This is a genomic window from Streptomyces sp. CB02056, assembly GCF_001905545.1.
GTDB lineage: Bacteria > Actinomycetota > Actinomycetes > Streptomycetales > Streptomycetaceae > Kitasatospora.
This window is the reverse complement of record NZ_LIPD01000012.1, coordinates 63978-85896: the sequence shown is the minus strand read 5'-3', so window position 1 is coordinate 85896 and position 21919 is coordinate 63978. Positions and strand designations below refer to the sequence as shown.

The 21919-nt window shown below is 74.7% G+C and carries 23 protein-coding genes; 9 read left to right on the top strand and 14 right to left on the bottom strand.

Annotated elements, in window-relative coordinates; translation table 11 throughout:
- Window positions 1–2: 2 nt before the first annotated feature.
- From AMK13_RS29590 to AMK13_RS29570, 5 genes are all read right to left on the bottom strand, one after another.
- Window positions 3–1337, bottom strand: coding sequence for an STM4012 family radical SAM protein (locus AMK13_RS29590; protein ID WP_074004837.1), 1335 nt, complete (start codon window positions 1335–1337; stop codon window positions 3–5).
- A complete protein-coding gene (locus AMK13_RS29585) occupies window positions 1334–2176 on the bottom strand; it encodes an STM4013/SEN3800 family hydrolase (RefSeq protein WP_107418892.1) in 843 nt (280 codons plus the stop codon). The genes AMK13_RS29590 and AMK13_RS29585 overlap by 4 nt, the downstream gene beginning before the upstream one ends.
- A gap of 29 nt (window positions 2177–2205) precedes the next feature.
- On the bottom strand, window positions 2206–3330 hold the full coding sequence (locus AMK13_RS29580) for an STM4014 family protein (protein WP_074004835.1): 1125 nt from the start codon (window positions 3328–3330) through the stop codon (window positions 2206–2208).
- Between the two features lie 16 nt (window positions 3331–3346).
- Window positions 3347–4288, bottom strand: a complete 942-nt coding sequence (locus AMK13_RS29575) for an STM4015 family protein (protein ID WP_049652830.1) — start codon at window positions 4286–4288, stop codon at window positions 3347–3349.
- Between the two features lie 82 nt (window positions 4289–4370).
- Complete coding sequence (locus AMK13_RS29570; RefSeq protein WP_074004834.1) at window positions 4371–5348, bottom strand: STM4015 family protein; 978 nt, start codon at window positions 5346–5348, stop codon at window positions 4371–4373.
- Window positions 5349–5549: 201 nt separating this feature from the next.
- On the opposite strand from AMK13_RS29570, the gene AMK13_RS29565 reads away from it, so the two are divergent.
- The 4 genes from AMK13_RS29565 (at window position 5550) to AMK13_RS29550 (ending at window position 9250) form a co-directional block, all read left to right on the top strand.
- The gene (locus tag AMK13_RS29565; RefSeq protein WP_074004833.1) at window positions 5550–5876 is read left to right on the top strand and encodes a hypothetical protein; all 327 of its coding nucleotides are present in this window, start codon (window positions 5550–5552) and stop codon (window positions 5874–5876) included.
- Window positions 5877–6004: 128 nt separating this feature from the next.
- Entirely contained in the window at window positions 6005–7123 is a 1119-nt protein-coding gene (locus tag AMK13_RS29560; protein ID WP_241853083.1) for a DUF6745 domain-containing protein, read from the top strand.
- 115 nt (window positions 7124–7238) lie between these two features.
- Window positions 7239–8036 carry a MerR family transcriptional regulator gene (locus tag AMK13_RS29555; protein ID WP_074004832.1) on the top strand — a complete coding sequence of 266 codons (798 nt, stop codon included), beginning with the start codon at window positions 7239–7241 and terminating at the stop codon, window positions 8034–8036.
- Window positions 8033–9250 (top strand): glycosyltransferase, encoded by a 1218-nt coding sequence (locus tag AMK13_RS29550; RefSeq protein WP_074004831.1) that lies wholly within the window; start codon window positions 8033–8035, stop codon window positions 9248–9250. Before AMK13_RS29555 ends, AMK13_RS29550 begins: the two co-directional genes overlap by 4 nt.
- A 34-nt stretch (window positions 9251–9284) precedes the next feature.
- Here AMK13_RS29550 and AMK13_RS29545 read toward each other — a convergent pair whose 3' ends face one another.
- The 3 genes from AMK13_RS29545 to AMK13_RS29535 all read right to left on the bottom strand — a co-directional run bounded on the left by AMK13_RS29545 (window position 9285) and on the right by AMK13_RS29535 (window position 11434).
- Window positions 9285–9923, bottom strand: coding sequence for a VC0807 family protein (locus AMK13_RS29545; RefSeq protein WP_049653406.1), 639 nt, complete (start codon window positions 9921–9923; stop codon window positions 9285–9287).
- Window positions 9920–10582, bottom strand: coding sequence for a TetR/AcrR family transcriptional regulator (locus AMK13_RS29540; RefSeq protein ID WP_074004830.1), 663 nt, complete (start codon window positions 10580–10582; stop codon window positions 9920–9922). Before AMK13_RS29540 ends, AMK13_RS29545 begins: the two co-directional genes overlap by 4 nt.
- 78 nt (window positions 10583–10660) lie before the next feature.
- Entirely contained in the window at window positions 10661–11434 is a 774-nt protein-coding gene (locus tag AMK13_RS29535) for a class I SAM-dependent methyltransferase (RefSeq protein WP_074004829.1), read from the bottom strand.
- Between the two features lie 311 nt (window positions 11435–11745).
- On the opposite strand from AMK13_RS29535, the gene AMK13_RS29530 reads away from it, so the two are divergent.
- On the top strand, window positions 11746–11943 hold the full coding sequence (locus AMK13_RS29530; RefSeq protein WP_074004828.1) for a hypothetical protein: 198 nt from the start codon (window positions 11746–11748) through the stop codon (window positions 11941–11943).
- Between the two features lie 272 nt (window positions 11944–12215).
- Here the strand turns inward: AMK13_RS29530 and AMK13_RS29525 are convergent, their stop codons facing one another.
- The gene (locus AMK13_RS29525) at window positions 12216–12662 is read right to left on the bottom strand and encodes a tetratricopeptide repeat protein (protein ID WP_074004973.1); all 447 of its coding nucleotides are present in this window, start codon (window positions 12660–12662) and stop codon (window positions 12216–12218) included.
- A gap of 315 nt (window positions 12663–12977) precedes the next feature.
- On the bottom strand, window positions 12978–13469 hold the full coding sequence (locus tag AMK13_RS29520) for a GNAT family N-acetyltransferase (RefSeq protein WP_074004827.1): 492 nt from the start codon (window positions 13467–13469) through the stop codon (window positions 12978–12980).
- A gap of 98 nt (window positions 13470–13567) precedes the next feature.
- Here AMK13_RS29520 and AMK13_RS29515 point away from each other — a divergent pair, with 98 nt between their 5' ends.
- Complete coding sequence (locus AMK13_RS29515) at window positions 13568–14497, top strand: LysR family transcriptional regulator (protein WP_074004826.1); 930 nt, start codon at window positions 13568–13570, stop codon at window positions 14495–14497.
- 218 nt (window positions 14498–14715) lie between these two features.
- Complete coding sequence (locus AMK13_RS29510; protein ID WP_074004825.1) at window positions 14716–15105, top strand: DUF4259 domain-containing protein; 390 nt, start codon at window positions 14716–14718, stop codon at window positions 15103–15105.
- A 146-nt stretch (window positions 15106–15251) separates the two neighbouring features.
- On the opposite strand, the gene AMK13_RS29505 is transcribed toward AMK13_RS29510, so the two are convergent.
- The 3 genes from AMK13_RS29505 to AMK13_RS29495 form a co-directional block, all read right to left on the bottom strand.
- Window positions 15252–16859, bottom strand: a complete 1608-nt coding sequence (locus tag AMK13_RS29505; protein WP_443333958.1) for a SulP family inorganic anion transporter — start codon at window positions 16857–16859, stop codon at window positions 15252–15254.
- A complete protein-coding gene (locus tag AMK13_RS29500) occupies window positions 16856–17458 on the bottom strand; it encodes a carbonic anhydrase (RefSeq protein ID WP_049653421.1) in 603 nt (200 codons plus the stop codon). The genes AMK13_RS29505 and AMK13_RS29500 overlap by 4 nt, the downstream gene beginning before the upstream one ends.
- A 199-nt stretch (window positions 17459–17657) precedes the next feature.
- Entirely contained in the window at window positions 17658–18020 is a 363-nt protein-coding gene (locus tag AMK13_RS29495; protein ID WP_074004824.1) for a hypothetical protein, read from the bottom strand.
- Between the two features lie 266 nt (window positions 18021–18286).
- Here AMK13_RS29495 and AMK13_RS29490 point away from each other — a divergent pair, with 266 nt between their 5' ends.
- A complete protein-coding gene (locus tag AMK13_RS29490; protein ID WP_074004823.1) occupies window positions 18287–19048 on the top strand; it encodes a class I SAM-dependent methyltransferase in 762 nt (253 codons plus the stop codon).
- A gap of 63 nt (window positions 19049–19111) precedes the next feature.
- On the opposite strand, the gene AMK13_RS29485 is transcribed toward AMK13_RS29490, so the two are convergent.
- Complete coding sequence (locus AMK13_RS29485; protein WP_198959463.1) at window positions 19112–20713, bottom strand: ABC-F family ATP-binding cassette domain-containing protein; 1602 nt, start codon at window positions 20711–20713, stop codon at window positions 19112–19114.
- A gap of 258 nt (window positions 20714–20971) precedes the next feature.
- Between AMK13_RS29485 and AMK13_RS29480 the strand changes: the two genes are divergently transcribed.
- A complete protein-coding gene (locus tag AMK13_RS29480; protein WP_074004822.1) occupies window positions 20972–21886 on the top strand; it encodes an ATP-grasp domain-containing protein in 915 nt (304 codons plus the stop codon).
- Window positions 21887–21919 lie beyond the last annotated feature (33 nt).

Sequence of the window (21919 nt, the reverse complement as noted above, 5' to 3'; positions counted from 1 at the left end):
GGTCATTTCGCCTCGTACGCCGCCATCAGGGCCCGGACCTCGGGCGAGAACAGCATCGGCCCGGCGGCGTCCGAGTGCGCCAGCCCCTCCGGGCTGAGCCGCAGGAACTCCGCGTCGCCGTCGTCGAGCCATCCGCGCTCCGCGAACTCGGCCAGCTCCGCCGGGAAGTCCTCGGCCGGTGAACCGCCGAACCGGGCGCGGTAGTCCGCCAAGGGCAGGCCCTCGGCCTGGAGCAGCGACTGCACCAGGTGCCGCCGGCGCGGCTCCGCGCCGTCCATCCGGTGGCCCACCTCGGCACGGTGGAAGTCCTCGGTGGCGACGTAGTCGTCGATGATGCCGCGCACCTCGGTGGCGTTCACCGCGTAGTCGAAGGAGTAGTGCAGCTGGGAGGTGTAGGAGCGGGCGCCGCAGCCCAGGCCGACCATGCCGTCGGTCTGGCAGGCGTACTCGCCCGCGCCGGCCTGCGGGGAGGCGGCGCGGCGGAACATCCGCATCGACACCTGCTGGTAGCCGTGGGCGAGCAGGTGGTCGCGGCCGGCCCGGTAGAGCGCGAGCCGGCGCGCGTCCCAGGCGGCCCGGCTCTCCTGCTCGCCGCGCCGGGCCAGGCCGGTCAGCGGGCGGACGTACAGCGGGTAGAGGTACAGCTCCTCGGGCTGCCAGGCGAGCGCGGTGTCCAACGAGCGGAGCCAGCTCGCCTCGGTCTGGCCGTCGATGCCGTAGATGAGGTCGATGTTGAGCACCGGGAACCCGGCCGCGCGGATCCGGCCGAGGGCGGCCTCCACCTCGGACCGCTTCTGCGGGCGGACGGCGGAGCGCGCCTCGGCGTCGTCGAAGGACTGCACGCCCAGGCTCAGCCGGGTGGTGCCCCGGGCGGCCAGCACCTCCAGCCGGTCGGCGGTCGCGGTGGCGGGCGATGCCTCCACCGAGAGGGGTATCGCCCGCAGGTCGGCGCCCATCCGCCGCTCGGCGATGTCGCACAGCCGCTCCAGCTCACCGGCCGTCAGATAGGTGGGCGTGCCGCCGCCGAACGCGGCCAGCGCGAACCGGGCGCCCCCGTCCAGCGCCGCGCGCACCGCCGTGGCCTGGCGCTCCAGGGCGTCCAGGTAGGCCGTGGTCAGGCCCTCGGGGCTGCCGATCCGGGTGAACAGGTTGCAGAAGCCGCAGCGGACCTCGCAGAACGGGATGTGCAGGTAGAGCGAGAGCGCGTGCTGCGCCTCGCCGGCCCACAGCTCGCGCAGCGGCGGGCGCTCGGGCAGCGGGCGGTAGGCCGTCTTGTGCGGGTACGCGTAGACGTACGACTGGTACGGCGAGTCCGGGCGCGGGGGTGCGGTGGTCATGCGCGCTCCTCGGAGGTCGTGGCGGCGTCTGCCGCTCGGGCGGGGAGGGTGAAGTGCGCGTACGGGACCGACCAGACCACCTCGTGGCCGATCCGGTGGCCGGTGTAGCCGTCCTCGCCGTAGGCGGTGCCGTGGTCGGAGCAGACGATCGCGAAGCAGGGGCGGCGGGCGCTCATCGCGGCGAACAGCCGGCCGATGTGCGTGTCCACGTACTCCAGGGCCGCGGCGTGGGTGGCCCGGGAGTCCCCGTGCTCGCGGGTGGCTCCGGGCAGGTGGAACCAGTTCGGCTGGTGCAGCGCCGAGACGTTCAGGAAGAGGAACAGCGGCTGGTCGGCGGACTGTTCGGCGGCGACCCGCTCGGCCCGGGCGACCTGCTCCTCGAAGGACGTCGGCGAGGCCACGCCCAACTCGGGCGCCCAGTGGCTCTCCTGGAAGAGGCCCGGCAGCACCGAGCCCAGCGGGCCCTGCTTGTTGAAGAACCCGACACCGCCGATGCACACCGTGCAGTACCCGGCCGCGGCCAGGGCCGTCGGCAGGTCGGGGGCGTCGAAGACCCAGGTGCGCGGGGCGGTGCTCTCGGAACCGGCGAAGCGGGCCGCGAACAGCCGCGGGTGCGGGCCGTCCGGGGAGGCGGGCGTCGGCAGGAAGCCGGCCAGGATCGCCTGGTGGGAGGCGTAGGTGAAGCTGCCGGGCGCGTGCCGGTGCTCCCAGCGGCCGCCCGGGAGGACGGCGGCGAGGTTCGGGATGCGGCCGGCGGCGGCCAGCTCCTCGGCGACGTCGAGGCGGAGCGTGTCGAGGGTGACGAGCAGCAGGTCGTGGCTGCCCACGACGGCGTTCATGTCGGGGGACGGGAGGGTGGTCGGGTGGTTCATCGAGCGGGTTCCGTGATCTGGTGGTCCGTCGCCGCGGGCGACGACGGGGAGGGGGCGGTCAGCGCGGCCAGTTGGGCGCCGTAGGTGTCGAGGCCCTCGGCGGGGCCGCCGGGCAGGCCGGTGAGATTGGGGAGCAGGTCGCCGAAGGCGTTCACCTCGCCGACCAGGGCGCGCCGCCAGCCGGTCGTGGGCAGCACGTCGACGCCGACCATCGGTGAGCCGGGGAAGCAGGCCGCCGCGCGCTCGGCCGTCTCCAGCAGGCCCGGCCAGGCCGGCCCGGCGGCCTCCCGGGCCTGGTCGAGGCTGCCGCGGGCGCCGCCGAGGTGCAGGTTGGTCATCGGCTGGCCGCTGGTGCGCACCACGGCGTGGGTGGCGCGGCCGGAGACCACCACGACCCGTAGGTCCGCCGAGCGCCCGGACTGCGAGGCCTTCGGGATCCACTGCTCGACGTGCAGCCCGTCCGGTGCCAGGGCGTCGACGATCGCGGCGACCTCCCGCTCGCCGCGGTAGCGGCGCACCCGCAGCGAGTTGTGGAGCCGGCCGTCGGCCAGCTCCACCGAGGTGGTGGCCTGCAGCTGCCCGCGCGGTCCGAACTCCAGGGCCATCACCCCGGAGGCGGAGGAGCCGTGCGCCGGCTTGACGAAGACCCGGTGCAGGCCGGCCTCGGCGAGGCGCCCGCGCAGGTGCTCCCAGCCGGTGACCTCGCCGCCGAGCGCCCTGGGCACCGGCACCCCGGCCCCGGCGAGCAGCGCGTGGGTACGGCGCTTGTCGAACATCACGGCGATCTCCTCCGGATCGCCGAGCAGCCGTACGCCGGGTCGGGCGGCCAGCCCGCGCAGCGCGGCCATGACCCCCGCGTACCAGACGGCCGTGCCCTCGACCCTGGTCGGGGCGTAGCCGGGGCCGAGCGCCTGGCCGCGCAGCAGCCGGTCGACCTCCGGCTCCTCGCCGGGCGACTCGATGCGCAGCAGACCGCCTTCGGGCAGCCGGTACCGGCCGCGCAGCACGTCCAGCCAGGGCAGGACGGCGGGCTCGGGCAGCCCGGCGGCCCGGGCGGCGGCCGCGAAGAGCGTCACCCGTCGGTGCCCCGGGTTGCCCAGGACGGTCAGTCGCACGGTCATCGCCTCCGCCGCCCGTCTACTCGGAGACCGAGACGTAGCGGTCGTCCTCGTCGTCCGGGTCGTCACCCTCGGCCTCGTCGAGGTCGAGCCCGACCCCGGGCAGGGCCTCGGACAGACGCTCCTGCATCGCGTCGCTCAGGTAGTGGTGGTGCAGGTCGAGGGAGTTCAGGTGGGTGAGGGGCTGGCCCTCCAGCAGGGCGGTGGCGCCCTCGTCCGTCAGCACGCCCATGGAGAGGTCGAGCGACTCCAACCGGGCCACTATCGGGGCGTGGGCGAGGGCGGCGGCGATCTCGTCCTGGAACTCGCTGTTGGACAGCCCGAGGTGGCGCAGCTCCGGCAGCCGGGAGCCGTCCAGGAACGGCGCCAGGTCGTCCATCGTGGCGTCACCGCCGTACTCGTCCACGCCGAGCCAGAGGTCCAGACGTTCCAGTGCGGGCAGCTCGGAGGCGGCCACCGCGCGCACCACGGTGGCCGGCAGTCCGCCGGACTCGAAGCGCAGGCTGGTCAGGGCGTCGTGACGGACCGGATCCAGGCCGAGGTCCGTACCGCCGCGCACGGCCAGCGACTTCAGCGCGGGGAAGGCGGCCAGCAGCGGGGTGACGTCGTCCATCACCAGCCAGGAGACCTCGCACTCGTCGTAGGTCACCTCGGCGAGGAACAGCGCCTCCAGGGCGGGCAGGCGCCCGGCTTCGGCCGTGAGGGCCTCGATCACCGGGCCGACGGAGCCGTAGCCCTCGGCCCCGTTCCACCAGGGACCGATCACCAGGGCACGGACGCTCGCCGGATCGACGTCCTGGAGGAAGGACTGCCAGAGCTGGGCGAAGTCCTGCTCGGAGCGGTACGCGAGGGCGAGCCGCCAGGCGACGCTGTCGGCGGCGGGCCGCGGCCGGGTGTCGTCGGGGGCGAACTCGTGGATCGGCAGCTCGTGGAAGCGTTCGATGTGGCGGGAGATGGACATGTCGGATCCTGGTCGGTCGGGGTGGGCGAGTACGCGGGCGGTCGGGCTGTCGGGCGATCAGGCGGGCGCGGGGCGTTGACGACTACTCGGCCACGGCCACGTAGCGCCACTGGTCGTCGGGCTTGCCGGGCTCGGAGAGGTCGACCTCGACACCGGCCAGGGCCTGACGCAGGCGCTGCTGCATCTCCTCGGTGAGGTAGTGGTGGTGCAGGTCGAGGGAGCGCAGGTGGGTGAGGGGCTGGCCCTCCAGCAGTGCGGTGGCGCCTTGGTCGGTCAGCACACCCATGGAGAGCCTGAGCGACTCCAGCCGGGCGACGACGGGCGCGTGTGCCACGGCGGCCGCGATGTCGTCCTGGAACTCGCTGTTCTGGAGGCCGAGGTGGCGCAGCCTGGGGAAGCGGGTGCCGTCCAGGAACAGCGCGACGTCGGCCATCGTCGCGTCGCCGCCGTAGTTGTCCACGCCCAGCCAGAGCTCCAGCCGCTCCAGGGCGGGGAAGTCACAGCCGGCCACCGAGCGCACGACCGAGCCCGGCAGGCCGCCGGCCTCGAAGCGCAGCGCCTCGAGCGCCTCGTGCCGCAGCGGCTTCAGGGCCAGACCGCCCTTGCCGTCCCAGTCCTGCGAGGCCCCGCGGACCACCAGCTCGGCCAGCCGCGGGAAGGCCGTCAGCAGCGGCGTGATGTCGCACTGCTGGATCCAGGAGATCTCGCACTCCTCGAAGGTGATGTCGCCGACGAACAGGGCGCGCAGGGCGGGCAGCCGGCCGGCGGCGGCGACGATCGCCTCCATCGGCTCCTGGAAGCCCTCCGGCTCCTCCGGGGACCACTGGCCGATCACCAGGGCGGTGACCCGCTCGGTGTCGACGGCGCCGAGGAACTGCTCCCAGCGTTCGGCGAACGTCGCCTCGGACTCGTAGTCGAGCTTGACCCGCCAGGCGGCCGAGGCCGCGTCCGGCAGTTCGAGGGCGCCCGATCCGCCCTTCTCCTCGGCCTCCTCCAAGGCCTCCACGAAGTCGAAGACGGGAAGGCCGTGGAACCGCTCGATGTGGTCGTTGACAGTCATGCGCTGCTCCTCTGGGGTCTGGGCCGAACAACTGTCTACCAGCCGGGACTGACAATCCGGCGGCCGGGTCGCCGCCCGGGCGCGTTGTCAGACCCTTGCTCTATGTTCGGGTCCTGGCTCCGGAGAGTGACCGCGGCGGACGCGGCGGAGCCATGGGTTCCGGCGTCCGCCGGAGCCCCTCCGTACGGCGAGGGAGGACTGATGTACCGCCAGGGCGATGTGCTGATCGTGCCGGTAGAGGAGGGCGCGGTGCCGCCGAGGGTGGTGGAGCTGGCCGTGCAGCCCCGGGACGCGCGGGGCCGGATGGTGCTCGCGCTCGGCGAGGTCACCGGGCACGCGCACGCCGTTGTCGGCCCCGGCGTGCTGCGCCGGGAGACCGGGCCGTTCGGCGCGGGCTGGCTGCACCTGCCCGAGGGCGGCCGGGTGGTGCACGAGGAGCACGCGGCGATACCGCTGCCCAAGGGCTGGTACCGGGTGGTCCGCCAGCGCGAGTACGTGCCGGGTGCGGTGCGGATGGTCGCGGACTGACGACCGCTCCGCCCGCCGTACGGGGGTCGGCGGGCGGGTGCGGACACGAGGGTGGAGCGCGGCCGTGGCCGCGGCACGGAACGGGAACGGACGGCCGGGCGGGGAGCCCGGCCGGGAACGGAGCAGGGATGGAGACGGTGATCCACGACGAGGTCCACGGCGACCGGGCGCAGGCGCGGGAGCTGCCCGGGCCGGTCGAGGTGACGGCCCGCTGGCGGTCGGCCGCGGCGGCCACCGGAGCGGGCGACCGGGCGGCGGCCGAGCGCGCCGTCCGGGCCGCCTACCGGGCGGCCGGGCTGCCCGAGCCCACGGCGATCCGGTGGTTCGGCTCGCCGCTCGCCGCGACCGGGGCGGCGCTGGAGCTGCGGGCCGCCGGGGCGGAGAGCGTGCGCGAGGCCGTGCGCACCAAGCCCTGGGAGGAGGCCAGGCGGCGGGCCGTCGAGCAGGTCGGCGCCGCCGGGTGGGCGGGCCACTGGGCGCTCACCGGGGGCGAGCTCGGCCCGGTCACCACCCCGCTCGCCGACCGGCTGCGCAACGCGGTGCTCGACCGGCTCGCCCCCGAGGCCGACCGGGAGGCCGACGCCGCGGTGGCCGAGGAGGCCCGGGCCCGTCGCACCACCGTCCGGCTCGCCCTGCTGGACGCCGTGCGCGGCCAGCACGACGCGCCGTGGTTCGCCGCCTTCGAGGCCGCCGGGGCGAGCGCCGACGCCGTCGCACCACTGGCCGAACTGGCCCGGGAGGTCGGCTGGTGGTGGCCGTACCGGGACGTGGCCCTGCTCAGCGAACGGCCGACCGGCCTGCACCGCGACGAGGCCGGGCGGCTCGACCGGGCGGACGGGCCCGCCCTGGAGTACGCCGACGGCTTCGCCCTGCACGCCTGGCGCGGCATGCCCGTCCCGCCGGAGTTCCTGGCCGGCCTGGCCGAGGTGACGGCCGAGCGGATCCGCACCGAGGAGAACGCCGAGCTGCGCCGCGTCCTGCTGGAGCACTACGGCTACGAGCGCTACCTGGCCGACTCCGGCGCCGAGCCCGTCCACCGGGACGAGACCGGCGTGCTCTGGCGGATCGTCCTGCCCGACGACGAGCCGGTGGTGATGGTCGAGGTGGTCAACTCCACGCCCGAGCCGGACGGCACCCACCGCACCTACTGGCTGCGCGTCCCCCCGAGCACCCGCACCGCGCGAGCCGGGGTCGCCTGGACCTTCGGCATACCCGAGACCGCCTACCACCCGCAGCGCGAGACCTGACCGAGGACGCCGTCCGGCATCCGGAGCAGGCCCCTGAGCTGCGCGTGTTGACCCTTACCCCACGTCAGGCCGCACGGTGGGGGCGCAGCGAACGCACGGATGATCGGAGGGACGCATGAGCTGGTCGGTGGGCCAGGTCTCCGGCTTCGCCGGGGTCACGATCCGGACCCTGCACTACTACGACCGGTCCGGGCTGCTCACGCCCAGTGAGCGAAGCCCGGCCGGCTACCGGCTCTACAACGGCGCGGACCTCGCCAGGCTCCAGCAGATCCTGTTCTACCGGGAACTCGGCTTCCCGCTCGACGAGATCGCCGACATCCTGGCGGACTCGCAGGCCAACGCCCTCGACCACCTGCTGGCGAGACGACACGCCCTCACCGAGCAGATCGCCCGGCTGCAGAAGCTGGTCGACGTCGCCGAGCGGGCCATCGAGGTCCAGCGCACCGGGGTCGAGCTGAGTCCGGAGGAGCGCTTCGAGGTCTTCGGGGACGTCGTCTTCGACCTCAGCTACGCGGCCGACGCCCACGTCAAGTGGGGCGAGCGGGACAGCCACCAGGAGGCCCTGGCCCGCGCCGCCACCCACTCCAAGGAGGACTGGCGGCAGCTGATGGCGGAGGCCGCGGAGTGGCGCGGCCGACTGCTGGAGGCCTTCGACCGGGCACTGCCGGTCGACCACCGGACGGTGCTGGACCTCGCCGAGCAGCACCGGCAGCACATCACCCGGTGGTTCACGCCCTGCCCGCCGGAGATGCACTGCCGGATCGCCGACGACTACGAGGCGGACGCCCGCGCCTTCGCCCTCGTCGTCCCGCCGGCCGAGCAGCGCCCGGGGTTGGCCGGCTACCTGCGTGCGGCGATCGGCGCCAACGCCGAGCGGCGCAGCGGGAGCGACCCCGAGGAGGAGGCTCGATGAGAATCCTCGTCACGGCCGCCGGATCGCACGGCGACGTCGCCCCCTACACCGGTCTCGGGGCGTACCTGCGCGGTGCGGGGCACGAGGTCGCGCTCGCGGCGCCCGAGACCTTCCGCGAGCTGGTGGCCGGCAGCGGCCTCGACTTCCGCCCGCTCCCGGTCGATCCGCGCGGGGCGGGCACCGGTCCGACGGGCGGGCGCTCCGAACTGCTCGCGCGGGCCGCGGCGTTCATCGGGAAACTGGGTGACGGGCTCGCGGACGCCGCCGCGCCCGGAGCCGATCTACTCCTGCTGAGCACCACCACCGCGCCGCTGGGCTGGCACCTCGCGGAGGCGATGGGCGTCCCCAGTATCGGGGTCTACCTGCAACCCACGCTGCCGACGCGGGAGTTCCCGCCGGTCGTCGGGGGCGGCCGCTCGCTGGGGAGCTGGGGCAACCGGGCGGCGGGAGCGCTCGGCCAACGGGTCGTCGACCGTCTGCACGCCGGGGCCGCACACCGGCTGCGGTCGCGGCTGGGCCTCCCGGCGCTCTCCCAGACCGCGCGCCGGCGGGCCGTGGAGCGGGCGCACTGGCCGGTGCTGCACGGCTTCAGCCCGACCCTCGTACCGCGCCCGGCCGACTGGCGGCAGGGGCTGCGGGTGGTCGGCAACTGGTGGCCGTACGTGGCGGAGGACTACGGCCTCCCGGCCGAGGTCGAGGACTTCCTGCGGGCCGGGCCGCCGCCGGTGTTCATCGGCTTCGGCAGCATGGCGGCGGGGCAGGGCGAGCGGCTGAGCGCCCTGACGGTGGAGGCCCTGCGGCGGGCGGGAGCCCGGGGCGTGGTGCAGGCCGGCTGGGCCGGGATCGCCGGGGAGGGCGACGACGTGCTGACGGTCGGCGAACTGCCGCACGCCCGGCTCTTCCCGCGCATGGCGGCGGTCGTGCACCACGCGGGTGCGGGCACGGCGGCTGCGACGCTGCGCGCGGGCGTGCCGAGCGTCCCGGTCCCGGTGACGGCGGACCAGCCGTTCTGGGCCGACCGGCTCCGCCGGCTCGGTGCCGCCACCGCTCCCGTCCGGTTCGCCGACCTGACCGCCGACCGGCTGGCGCAGGCCATCCGTCAGGCCGTCGAGGAGCGGCGACTGCGGGAACGGGCGCAGGAGGCGGCCCGCGCCCTGGCGAAGGAGGACGGCGCGGGCCGGGTCGCGGAGGCGGTGGTGGCCTTGGGCGGGTAGTGGAGGAAGCGCGGACGGCCTGGCCCCGTTCCGGTCAGGCCCGCAGGCCGTGGCGCCTGGTGTACCGGAGGTGGAAGACGAGCAGCGGCGCGGCGATCACCGGCCAGCACAGGTTCATGGCCGCCGGGGCGGTGTCGATGGGAAGGAGGTACGCGAAGGCCAGTTGGGCAAGGGCGTTGAGCAGGCTGGCCGCGCCCCAGACCGCGGTGAGCACCCGGACGCCGTGACGGAACGCGGAGTCCTGCTCCCAGCGTCCCTCCCAGGCACGCAGCCCGTCCTCGCCCGCCTTGGCCTGCACGAAGGAGCGGAAGACCACCATCAGCGCCGGGCGCCCGTAGCCGACGGAGGCCAGCAGCCAGATCCCGAGGAGCCCGCCGAGCATGCCCGTCCAGGCCTCGCGGATCAGCAGGGTGCGGGCGTCCCCGGTGAGAATCGAGAGCACCAGACCGAGGGCGATCATGCTGAGGATCAGCAGGGCCAGGAAGTCGACGCGGCGGGTTCGGACCAGCCGTACCACCACGGTGACCGCGGGTACGGCGGCGGACCACAGCAGGGCCCACCACTGGTCCGCGCCTGCCGAGCGCAGCCCGTAGTAGACGGCGAGAGGAAGGACGAGATCGATCAGCAGGGGTAAGAGGAGGGCGGTTCGGCGCGGGGCGGCGTGGAGGGTCACTTCGTCTCCTCGGTCCCGGCCCCGGCCTCGGTCCCCGTCGCGAGGGCGAAGAGGGTGACCAGCTCGCGCCCGTAGGCGCGGACGTCGAAGTCGTCCCCGGCGGACAGGCGGTTGGCGGCCGCATCGATCGAGGCACGGATCGCCAGGGCCATCGCCTCGGGGTCGAACGGCCGGAAGTCACCGCTGAGCTGTCCGTCCCGCAGGTGTCGGACCAGCAGCGAGACGGGGGTGTCGAAGCCGGCGGAGCTGACCAGCGGGCTGCCGTCCTCCCGGCGGGCGTTGGCGAGGACGTCCACCAGCGCCCGTACCTCGACCGGGTGTTCCGCCAGGAACTCCAGGTTCGCCTCGATGTAGGCGGCCAGCTGCGCGGCGGGCGCGGGCCGGGCATGGATGCGCGGCTGCATGAAGGCCTGCGCCGACTCCTGGACGGAGTCGACGAGGGCCTGGAAGAGGTCCTCCTTGTCCTGGAAGTGGTACGAGATCAGCCGCACGCTGGAGAGCTTCGCCCGCTTGGCGATCTGCGCGAACGAGGCCCGGGCGTAGCCGAGTTCGGCGACGGTCCCGATCGCGGCGGCGACGATCTGGGCGCGTCGGGCATCAGTGGTGACGCTCCGGCCGGAGGCGGGGGCGTCAGGAGAGGAGTCAGGATTTACTCGCATGAGTAAAAATTAACATGGATCGGCAAAAGTGGAGGCGCAAAAGGGCCCTGCCACGGCAGGCCGTTGCGTCCGCGCAGGTCAGGGCGTCCGGGCGATCAGGACGGGCTGGAAGAAGCCGGTGTCGGCGGGCTGCTCCCAGCGGATGCCGGCCAGGCCGGCCTCGGCGGCGAAGGCGCTCAGCTCGTCCTGGGTGAGCGCCCAGTACGTGGAGCGGCGGACTGCGACCCGCCACTCGTCGGCCTCGTCCGGCAGCAGCCGGAAGAGCTCCAGGTCGTACCGCTCGCCGTCCTCGTGCCACTGCCAGAGCTGGAAGAGGACCGACCGTCGGCCGCCGTGCTCGGCGGTCTGCGGCGGAGTGGAGGCGGGCCGGGTGCGGCGCAGCTCGTCGTACGGGCGGGTGGTGACCAGGAGCAGTCCGCCCGGGCGCAGGACCCGTCGCATCTCACCGAGCGCGGCGCGGACGTCCTCGGCCGTGAGCAGGTGAGGCAGCGCGTTGTCGGCGCAGACGACGACGTCGAACCGGCCGTCCGGGAAGGGGAGTTCTCGCATGTCGGCGGCGGCGGTGGGCAGCCGGAGGCCGCGCTCGGCGGCCTCTGCGGTGGCGCGGGCGGCGGCGACCGGGCTGAGGTCGGTGCCGGTGACGCGGTGGCCGAGGGCGGCCAGGCCGATCGCCTGGGTGCCGATGCCGCAGGCGCAGTCCAGCACCTCGGCGGGGCCGTCGCCGAGAGCCGCGCGGACCACGGCGTCCAGCGCGGAGCCCTGACGGGCGAGCGAGGCGTTCCAGTCGGCGTAGAGGAGGTGGTAGTCGTCGGCGAAATCGTCGTAGAAGCGGCCGAGGGCGGACTGGCTCATGGTGTCAGGACCTCCAGGGGGCGTCGGCGGGAGCGGCAACGGTCCGCCGCGGCGCCATCATGGCGCGGCCGTACCGGCGGTGAGTACCCGTTTTTCGGGGCCGTCACGGAACCGCCGAGAGGCGGGGAGCGGGGAACGGGGGCCGCTGGACGGCCGGCCGATCCACCGGCAGGACGGCGCCTACGCTGCGGTGATGCGGACCGATGCGGACGAGTGCGCCTTCGGCCAGCTGGTCGTCGACGCCCAGGTCGAGGCCGTGTCCGTGGACGGTTGGGACTTCTCCTGGCTGGGAGGCCCCGGGCGGGCTACCGGTGGTGCCAGTCGGGCGGCTGGGCACGGCGGCAGGGAGTCTGGACGTCCAGACCGGTGACGGCGACGTGCTCGCGGGCACCGGGCGGCTGGACGGGCGCCCGTCCGTGCTCGTCGCCACCGAGCCCTGGTCGCCGAACCCGGACCGCGCCACGTGGTTGCTGAACCCGCTGGGCGCGGGGGCTGCCGAGCATGCGTAGCGGGAGGGCGTTCAGTGTGCTGATGAGCTGACCGCGCAGCAGGAAGCGTCGGACCGTGAGCCGGTGGGGCCAGCCGACGCCGGGCCCACCGGGCCCGGGTGCCAGGCGAGATCGGGCGGCGGCCGGCCCAGGTCCGAGGAGCTGCCGACGGCGTCGGCCGGGCGCGTAGCGGCCGCTGCGGGGCTCGGACCGGGCTCGACGTCGTCGTGGTTCCTGCCCGGCCCCGGGCGGTCAGGGGTGGGGTTCCGGGTGGCTCGCCCGGTGGCAGGCTGTCAGGAGGTGACGGCGCCCGGGCGGTTCAGGTCGGCCCGAGTCCTCAGGAACCCGAGGTACTTGGGGTCGTCCTCCTCGAAGATCTCGGGCCCGCCTCCCATGAAGGCCCTGATCAGCTCGTCCGCGGCGCGGTCGTGGTCGCCCAGCTCGAAGGCGGTCTGACCCAACCGTAGGTGGACGTACGGATTGCCGAGTCCGTCGGGGCACTGGACCGCGTTGTGGAAGCACTTGTAGGCCCTGTCGTGGACGCCCAGTCGGACGTGCACGTCTCCGATCGCGACGTAGATCCAGGTCGCGGCCGCCCATGTGCGGTGGTCGCCCGGCAGCAGCCGAAGGGCTTCGAGGTAGCGCTGCTTGGCCTCGGCGAACTCTCCCAGTCCGACCAGCGCATCACCCTCCTGGCACAGGGCCCTGATCTCCGTACGAATCCCGTCGGGCAACTCCATGGCCGTCCCCCCGTCCTGAGGTGCTTCGCGCGCACCGGGCGCGTCACGTTCCTCGATGCTCCCGAACCCCGGGCCGTGATCGTACCGGTGGGCTGCCGGGCCGCTGCCACGGCCGCCGCCGCTGCCGAAGGGCCCGCCGCTGCCGAAGGTCCCGTCGCCGCCGACGACGGCACCGCTGGGCCACGAGTCACCGCCGTCACGACCGTGGTGACCACCGTCCATGCCGACCTCCTCCGTTCACGCGTCCGTCCGCACCGCGGGCGCGGGCGCGGGCGCAGGCGCGGGCGCGGGCGGTACGGACGGGCGGCACGGGCCTCAGCCCAGTTCCATCAGTATGTCGGCGCGGGCGTAGTAGTCGGCCACCGGGAGCCGGTCGCGGGTGATTCTGACGAACCCGGCGTCCTCGTAGAGGTGGACGGCGGGGGCCAGCCTGCTGTTGGTGCCGAGGAACAGCCTGGTCCCGCCGAGTTCGCGGGCCCGGTCGATCGCGGCGGCCACGAGCAGGCGGCCGATGCCACGCCCCTGCGCGTCGGGGTCCACGGCCATCTTCGCCAGCTCGAACACGGCGTCGGGGTGGGCCAGGAGCGCCACGCAGCCCACGACGGTTCCGCTGTCCGGCTCGCGGGCCAGGAGCACGTCGCCGCCCGGGTCGACGATGCGGCCGAACGGATCCCCGAGCACGGCCCGGTCCGCCTCCTCCAGGGTGAACAGTCGCGCGATCCATTCCTCGTTCAGCGTGCGGAACGCCTCGGCGTCGCTCGGCGAGGCGATCGAGGAGACCACGGGCGGGGTTGAGGCGTACGGCACGGGGCGGGTTCCTTCCCTGGATGGCACCACGTCAGCCTGCGGCCGTGCCCACCCAGGTGTCCAATACGTACGCCGGCCGCCATCCATAGGCTGGAGATATGGATCAGCGAATCGAGCTCCGGCACCTGCGGTACTTCCTGGCGCTGGCCGAGGAGTTGCACTTCGGTCGTGCCGCGCGGCTGCTGCACATCGCCCAGCCGGCCCTGTCCCAGCAGATCAGGCAGTTGGAGAGGATCGTCGGTGTCGAGCTGTTCCGGCGGACCTCCCGGAGCGTCCGCCTCACGGACGCCGGGGTGACGTTCCGGCCGCGGGCGAGGGACATCCTGGGCCGGCTGGCCGCCGATCTGGACGAGGCCGGCCGGGTCGGCCGCGGCGAGGCGGGCCGCCTGGACGTCGCCTTCATCACCTCCGCCACCGCGATCGTCAGTGAACGGCTCCGCGCCTTCTCACTCCGCCGCCCGGACGTCCAGGTCAGGCTGCATGACGGCTTCACCGTCGACGTCCTGACAGCCCTGGAACGCGGCACGGCCGACATCGGGATCGTCCGGGACGCCGAGGAGCGCGACGACATCGACCTCGCGCTCCTGGCGACGGAACGGTTCGTCGCGGTCGTCCCCGCCGACCACCCCGCCGCGCGGGGGGAGCGGGTGCAACCGGCGGCGCTGGCCGCCGACCCCCTGATCCTCTTCCCGCGCTCGGCGGGGGCCCGCGCCTTCGACGTGAACACCCGGCCGATCCGGGACACCGGCAACGAGGTCAGGGTCGCGCAGGAGTGCTCGAACTGGCACACCATCACCATGCTGGTCGCCGCCGGCCTGGGTGTCACCATCGCCCCCCACAGCGTCACCACGCTGCTTCCCGAGGGCGCCCGGAGCCTCGAACTCGACGGGCCCTCCGCCGTGAGCCGGGTCTTCCTGGCCACCCGCCGGGGAGACGACCGCCCCCTCGTGCGGGCCTTCGTCGCGGTGTCCGAATCCGTGGCGGGCCGGGGTGAGCGGTCGAACGACGGGGGAGCGTGGGCCCGTTGAGCGGTCCGGCCCCTCGGCCGCCGGAAGGCCCTGTCGGTGTCTCCGGAGCCGGAGCCGGAGCCCGAGCAGTCGCCCGAGCCCGAGCCCGAGCCGTCGCCCGAGCCGGAGCCAGAACCGTCGCCTGAGCCGTCGCCGCGACCGGACGGGCCGCCCGGCGGTGTCAGTGCCGCCTGCTTCGATGGCGGGGACAGACGGCGGCACCCTTCAGAGGAGACCTCGTGGGCACGTGGGGCAGTGGGAACTTCGAGAGCGACACGGCGCTGGACCACCTGTCGGTCCTCATCGACCGGCTCGTCACCGAGGTCGCCGAGGCGATGGCCGGCGATCCCGTCGAGCTCGAACCGGACGAGTACTGGGGCGTCGCCGTGCCGTGCAATCTGGAGCTGCTGTACGTCATGGCGCGGGCCGGCCACGGTGTCCACCAGCTGCCGGAAACCGACGTGATCACGGGCTGGAAGGCGGCGTTCATGGCCGTCTGGGAGCGGACCGTCGACGACCTGGAACCCTCCCCGGGCTACAAGGACGATCGCCGGTCGGTACTGAACCGCACGTTCGACCAGCTGGCCGAGGTCACCGCCGGGGTCGGGGCGGAGGAGTCCGGACGGTAGCGGAACGCCCGGCCGGCGCCGGCCGGGACACCGCGACGGTCGACGGTCGGCTCGGTGAACCGCCGCGGGCTGCTCCGCGAGGGCGCGTCGGCGGGTGGGCGGGGCGCTCCGTGAACCGCCCCGCCCACCCGCCGTCCGTCCGACCGTCAGGCGCTCATGACCAGTGGCGGCTTCAGCCGCACGTCGGTGCTGCCGCGTGCGGTGTGCTGGTCGGCCCAGGTGAGCAGGGCGCTGCGGCAGGCGTGGTCGAGGTGGCGCAGTTCGCTCCAGTCGAGGTCGACCGCGCGGTCCGTCGGCAGCGACTCCAGCGTGTCCAGCAGGCGGGGCAGCCGCAGGAAGGTGGCGTTGCCGCTCAGCCGGACCTGCAGCGGTCGACCGTCACCGTCGTCGGTGAGATCGATGTGCAACCGGGAGGTCTGCCAGGCGCTCTTGGCGACGGCGAGGGCCACCCCGAGCAGTACGCCCTCGAAGAGGTTGGTGACGACGATCGCGCCGGCGGTGGCGGTCAGCACCACGACCTCGCCGCGGTGTGCCCGCCACAGGGCCGCGCCCTGCCGCAGCGGGATCAGCTTGCCGCCGGCGTGGATGAGGACGCCGCCGAGGACGGCGAGCGGGATCAGCCCCAGGACGGCGGGCAGCAGCGCGGCGAACAGCAGCAGCCAGACACCGTGCAGGACGCGGGAGGTCCTGGTCCGGGCGCCGGCCTGGACGTTGGCGGCGCTGCGGACGATCACGGCGGTCATCGGCAGCGCGCCGAGCAGCCCGCACAGGGCGTTGCCGACGCCCTGGGAGGTGAGCTCCCGGTCGTAGTCGGTGCGGCGTCCGTCGTGCATCTGGTCGACCGCGGCGGCGCTGAACAGGCTCTCGGCGGAGGCGATGACGGCGAACGCGAGCACGGTGCCGAGGCCCGCCGCGCTCGCGACGGCCCCGAAGCCGTCCGCGGTCGGGACGGCGACGGCGCCGAGCAGGCCGTCCACGTCCACCCTGGGGACGTCCAGGTCGAACAGCGCGGTCGCACCGGCGGCGAGGGCGACCGCCGCCAGCGGGGCGGGCACCGCGCGGACGGGGCCGGGCAGCTTCTTCCAGCACATCAGCAGGGCCACCGTGGCGGCGGTCATGAGGACGGCGGTCATCGCGGCCCGGCCGGTCAGCCAGTCGCCGAGCAGCGCGGGGAGCCCGGCCACCTTGGCGGGGCCGGTGCCCGGCGCGGACCGGCCCGAGACGGCGTACAGCTGGCCGAGGATCAGGATGAGACCGATCCCGGCGAGCATGCCGTGGACGACCGACAGGGAGATCGCGCGGAACCAGCGGCCCATCCGCAGCAGGCCCATCGTGACCTGGAGGACCCCGGCGGTGAGGACGAGGGGCCCCAGGGAGGCGAGCCCGAACTGCTGGACGGCGTCGTAGACGAGAACGGTCAGTCCGGCGGCCGGCCCGCTGACCTGGAGGCTGCTGCCGGGGAGCAGGCCGACGACCAGGCCGCCGACGATGCCGGTGATCAGGCCGCGTTCGGCCGGCACGCCGGAGGCGACGGCGACGCCCACGCAGAGCGGGACGGCCACCAGGAAGACGACCAGCGAGGCGGGCAGGTCCTGGCGCCAGTGCGCGAAGGGGCCGCGCGGCGCGGACGCGGCGGAAGGGTCGGAGCCGTCGGGAACCCGGTTGCGGCCACGGGACCCGGAGCCGTCGGGAACCCGGTTGCGGCCACGGAGCCCGGAGCGGTCGGGGATGCGGTTGCGGTAGGGCGTGTTCACAGCGGCAGGAACCCCCGGTCCGAGCCGGCCAGGACGGTGCCGGTGTGCACCTCGTAGTACCAGCCGTGCAGGCGCAGGGTGCCCTCCGCCAGGCGGCGGGTCACGCCCGGGTAGGTGTGCAGCCGGTCGAGCTGGGCGAGCACGTTGCGCTGCACCGGCCCCGCGACGTCCGCCTCCTGGTCGTGGGCCGGAACGGGGGCGAGGTGGCGGGTGGGCGGAGCGGCGTGCTCGAGCCAGGTCCGCACGGCGGGGACGGGGGCCAGGTCCTCGGCCCGGACGAGGGCACCGATGGCCCCGCAGTGGGAGTGCCCGCAGACGATGATGTCGGGGACCCTGAGGATGTCGACGGCGTACTCGATGGTGGCCGCCTCACCGCTGGGGGCGGTGGTGTCGTAGGCGGGGACGATGTTCCCGGCGGTGCGCAGCTCGAACAGCTGCCCGGGGCGGGATCCGGTGATCAGGGCCGGTACCACGCGGGAGTCGGAGCAGGTGATGAACAGGGCTTCGGGGGCCTGCCCGGCCGAGAGCCGGCCGAGGTCGTGGCCGCTGGTGGCGAGCCGGTGCGGGAAGACGCGGGCGTGCGTCACGAGGGACTGCATGAGAGGTCTCCTTCTGCCCGCCCGGGTGGTGCCGGGCGGGGAGCTGCTGTCGTGGGGCAGCGGCGGGCTGACGCGGGTGCGGCGGAGCGGTGCGCCGGTCCGGGCCGCGGATCGCCGGCCGAGGGCATGGCGGGGCCGCGCGTGCCCGTACCGGGCGCGCGCCGGATCGCGTGCGGGGAGCGTCAGCTCGCGGGAGCTGTCAGCAGCGGAACACCTGGAGGCGCGCGAGCGCGGCCGGTCTCGACCCGTTCGCTTCCGGTACCGGCCCGGTGGGCACCGTGGCGGGTGTGGCCGCGACGCCGGTGCCGACCGGGGCGAGGAGGGCCGTGCGGACGGCCGTGCCGCCGCACGCGCGGTGGCGGACCGCGGCCCGGCCGGTCAGGGACTCCGCGGCGTGGTGGGCCTTGCAGGTCGGGTCCCCCTCGGCAGCTGCCGCGGGTTTCGGCAGCGGCTCGGCGGCGTACGCCTGGGCACCGGTCCCGAGGACGGCGAACAGGGCCGAGACGAGCGCGGCGAAGAGAAGGGCGAGCCGCTTGCCGCGCGAGATGCGCCGTGCCGTCACCGCCGCCTCCCCTCGGGTCCGTTGCCGATCACCGTTGTCCCCCAGCGTACCGACGGTGTGTAACCACGACGTTAGCTCCGGGCTCCGCCGAGGTGAGATTTCCCCAACATCGCGTGAAGGTTCTGTCGGGGCCAATCGAGCCTCGTCCACAGGAATATGAGGATCCGTCATCAATTTTCGGAAGCCGCGGCCGATGCAGTAGCCGGCGGCGCCTCGGCCGAGGGAATCCGCTGGCCGGGCGGTGGACCCGCCGTCATGATGCGGACATGCGTACCTTCGAAGAGCTGATCGCCGAGGCGGAGTCCGTGTCCGTGGACGGCTGGGACTTCTCCTGGCTGGAGGGCCGGGCGACCGAGGAGCGGCCCTCCTGGGGCTACCAGCGGCTGCTGGCCGGGCGGCTGGGGGCGGCGACGGCGGCGCTGGACGTCCAGACCGGCGGGGGCGAGGTGCTCGCGGGCGCCGTACGGCTGGGCGGGCGGCCGCCCGTGCTCGCGGCCACCGAGTCCTGGCCGCCCAACCTGGCCCGCGCCACGCGGCTGCTGCACCCGCTGGGCGCGGTGGTGGTCGCGGACCCGGACGAGCCGCCGCTGCCGTTCGCCGACGGGGCCTTCGACCTGGTCAGCAGCCGGCACCCGGTGCGGGCCTGGTGGACGGAGATCGCCCGGGTGCTGCGCCCCGGTGGCACGTACTTCGCCCAGCACGTCGGCCCGGCGTCGGTCTTCGAGCTGGTCGAGTACTTCCTCGGGCCGCAGCCGGAGGCACGGGAGGGCCGCCGCCCCGAGGTGGAGGGTGCCGAGGCGCGGGCGGCCGGGCTGGAGGTGGTGGACCTGCGGTCCGAGCGGCTGCGGACCGAGTTCCGGGACATCGGCGCGGTGGTGTACTTCCTGCGCAAGGTGGTCTGGATGGTCCCGGGGTTCACCGTCGAGGCCCACCGGGACCGGCTGCGCGAGCTGGACAGGCGGATCCGCGCCGACGGGCCGTTCGTCGCCCACTCGGCGCGCTTCCTGATCGAGGCGCGCAAGCCGTAGCCGGGCCGGGCCGGCCCGCCCGCCCGCCCGCCGGGAGGAAGCCCGGCGGGCGGGCACCAACCCTCAGGACCGCGTGACCAGGTCCAGGTAGGTGTCGTGCCAGAGGTCCTCGTCGCCGTCCGGGAGGAGGAGCACGCGGTCCGGCCGGAGCGCCTCGATGGCGTCCGGGTCGTGGGTGACCATCACGATCGCGCCGGGGTAGCCGCCGACCGCGGCCAGGACCTCCGTGCGGGAGGCCGGGTCGAGGTTGTTGGTCGGCTCGTCGAGCAGCAGCACGTTGGCGCCGCAGTGCACCAGGGCGGCCAGGGCGAGCCGGGTCTTCTCGCCGCCGGACAGCACCCCGGCCGGCTTGTCGGCGTCGTCGCCGCGGAAGAGGAACGCGCCCAGCACGTGCCGCAGTTCGCCGTCGGTCAGGCCGGGCGCGGCCGCGGCGAGGTTGTCGCGCACGCTGAGCGCCGGGTCGAGGGTGTCGTGCTCCTGGGCGAAGTAGCCGAGCCGCAGGCCGGTGCCGGGGACGACGCGGCCGGCGTCCGGGGCCTCCCGGCCGGCCAGGACGCGCAGCAGGGTGGTCTTGCCGGCTCCGTTCGGGCCGAGCACGACCAGCCGGCTGCCGCGGTCCACGGCGAGGTCCAGGCCGGTCAGCACCGGCCGGCCGCCGTAGGACTTGGCGAGGCTGATCGCGCCCAGCGGCATCCGGCCGCACGGGGCGGGCTCGGGCAGCCGGATCCGGGCGGTGCGCTCGGCCTGCCGGACGGGTTCGAGCTCGGCGAGCATCCGGTCGGCCCGGCGGGCCATGCTGCGGGCGGTGGTCGCGGTGGCGACGTTGGCCCGCATCCGGTCGGCCTGGGTGTGCAGGGCGGCGGCCTTGCGCTCGGCGTTGGCGCGCTCCCGGGTGCGGCGGCGCTCGTCGGCGGCGCGCTGGGCCAGGTAGGTCTGCCAGCCGGTGTTGTGGACGTCGATCGTGGCGCGCTGCGGGTCCAGGTGGAAGACCCGGTTGACGGTCTCCTCGAGCAGTCCGAGGTCGTGGCTGATCAGGACCAGTCCGCCGCGGTGGGTGGCGAGGAAGCCGCGCAGCCAGGCGACGGAGTCGGCGTCCAGGTGGTTGGTCGGCTCGTCCAGCAGCAGGGTGCCGTGGTCGGCGAACAGGATGCGGGCCAGTTCGACCCGGCGGCGCTGACCGCCGGAGAGCGTGCCGACGGGGGAGTCCATCACCCGGGTGGGCAGGCCGATCCCGGCCGCGATCCGGGCCGCCTCGGCCTCGGCGGCGTAGCCGCCCCGGGACTGGAACCCGGCCTCGGCCCGGACGTACGCGTCCATCGCCCGGCGCTCCTCGGCGGGCGACCCGGCCCGGGCCATCGCGGCCTCGGCGGCGCGCACGGCGCGGACGGCGGCGTCCAGGCCGCGGGCGGACAGGACGCGGTCGGTGACGGTGGCCGACGGGTCGGCGGCGCGGGAGTCCTGCGGGAGGTAGCCGACGGCCCCGGTCCGGGTGACCGTGCCGGCGGCGGGCGCGAGCTGCCCGGCCAGGGTGGCGAGCAGGGTGGTCTTGCCGGCGCCGTTGCGGCCGACCAGGCCGATCCGGTCGCCGGGGGCGATGTGCAGGGTGACGTCGGACAGCAGCAGGCGGGCGCCGACGCGCACGTCGACACCACGGGTGGTGATCATGGGATAACGCTCCGAAAAAGCTTGCGGACACACGGGTGGCGTGGAAGTGGGTCCGCGAGCTAGGAAATTCGGGGCGTAGACATGTCGGGCAGGCTATCGGGCGGGCGGAGCGGGCGCATCCGAATTATCCGGGCGACGAAGCGGACGGCTCGGAGCGGGGCGGCACGGTTGCGGATACCCGGTTTCGGCCACCCCGCCGGGCCGATGGCGCACGAGGCCGCCTTGTCGTGGCCACGCCGCACTCGCTTGCATGTCCGCATGCCCCGACGCGATCTCGTACTCCTGACCGATCACAGCTCGACCGAAGGCAGTCGGCAGGTGCTCGCCGCCGCCGCCCGGACGCTGACCGGCCGGGAACCCGTACAGCTGGACGCCCGGCACTTCCTGACCGGCGGCAGCGGCCAGATCAAGGCCGACGACGCGGGCGGGTTCCGACTGGAGGCGGGCGGCCGGACGGTGACCGCCGAGACGGTGATCGTCTACGAGATCCCGCCGCACCGGCGCCGCGCGTTCGAGGGCTTCCAGCGGCGGCTGCGCGGATTCGGCGCCCGCTCGCTCGGCACCGACGCCCAGGCATGGCGGGCGGCCACCGAGAAGGACCTCACCGTCGCCCGCTTCGTCCGGGACGGCGTGCCGCACATGCCCAGCATCGCGCTCCGCGAGCCGAGCCCGGAGGCCGCCGCCGAGGCCTTCGCGGAACTCGGCGGCGACGTCTGGGCCCGGCCCTGCGTCGGGATGGGCGGCGACGACGTCTTCCACGTCACGACCCGCGCCCAGCTGGACGCCGCCGCGCGGCACTACGCGCGGGCGCCCTGGCTGCTCGCCCGTGACGCCCGCAACATCCTCCCGGACGGGCGCCGCCACCAGTACCGGGTGGTGGTGCTGCACGGGCGTGTGGTCCGGGTCGTCGAGCACGTCCAGGCGGACCCGGACGCGCCCTGCAACGAGAGCCGGGGGGCCGTCTCCACCGTGCTCGACTACGCCGAACTGCCGGACGGGCTCGCGGAGTCGGCCGTCGCGGCGGCCGCCTCCCTGGGGCTCGACCTGGCCGGGGTGGACCTCGCGGCCGAGAGCGGCGGCGTGGTCTTCGAGGTCAACGTCCACCCCGCCTTCGGCCTGCGCGGCCTGGAGCAGGTGGCGCTGCCGTACGTCGCCGCGCACCTCGGGGCGTAGCGCTCCGGAGCGCTACGCACCTCGGGATGCAGC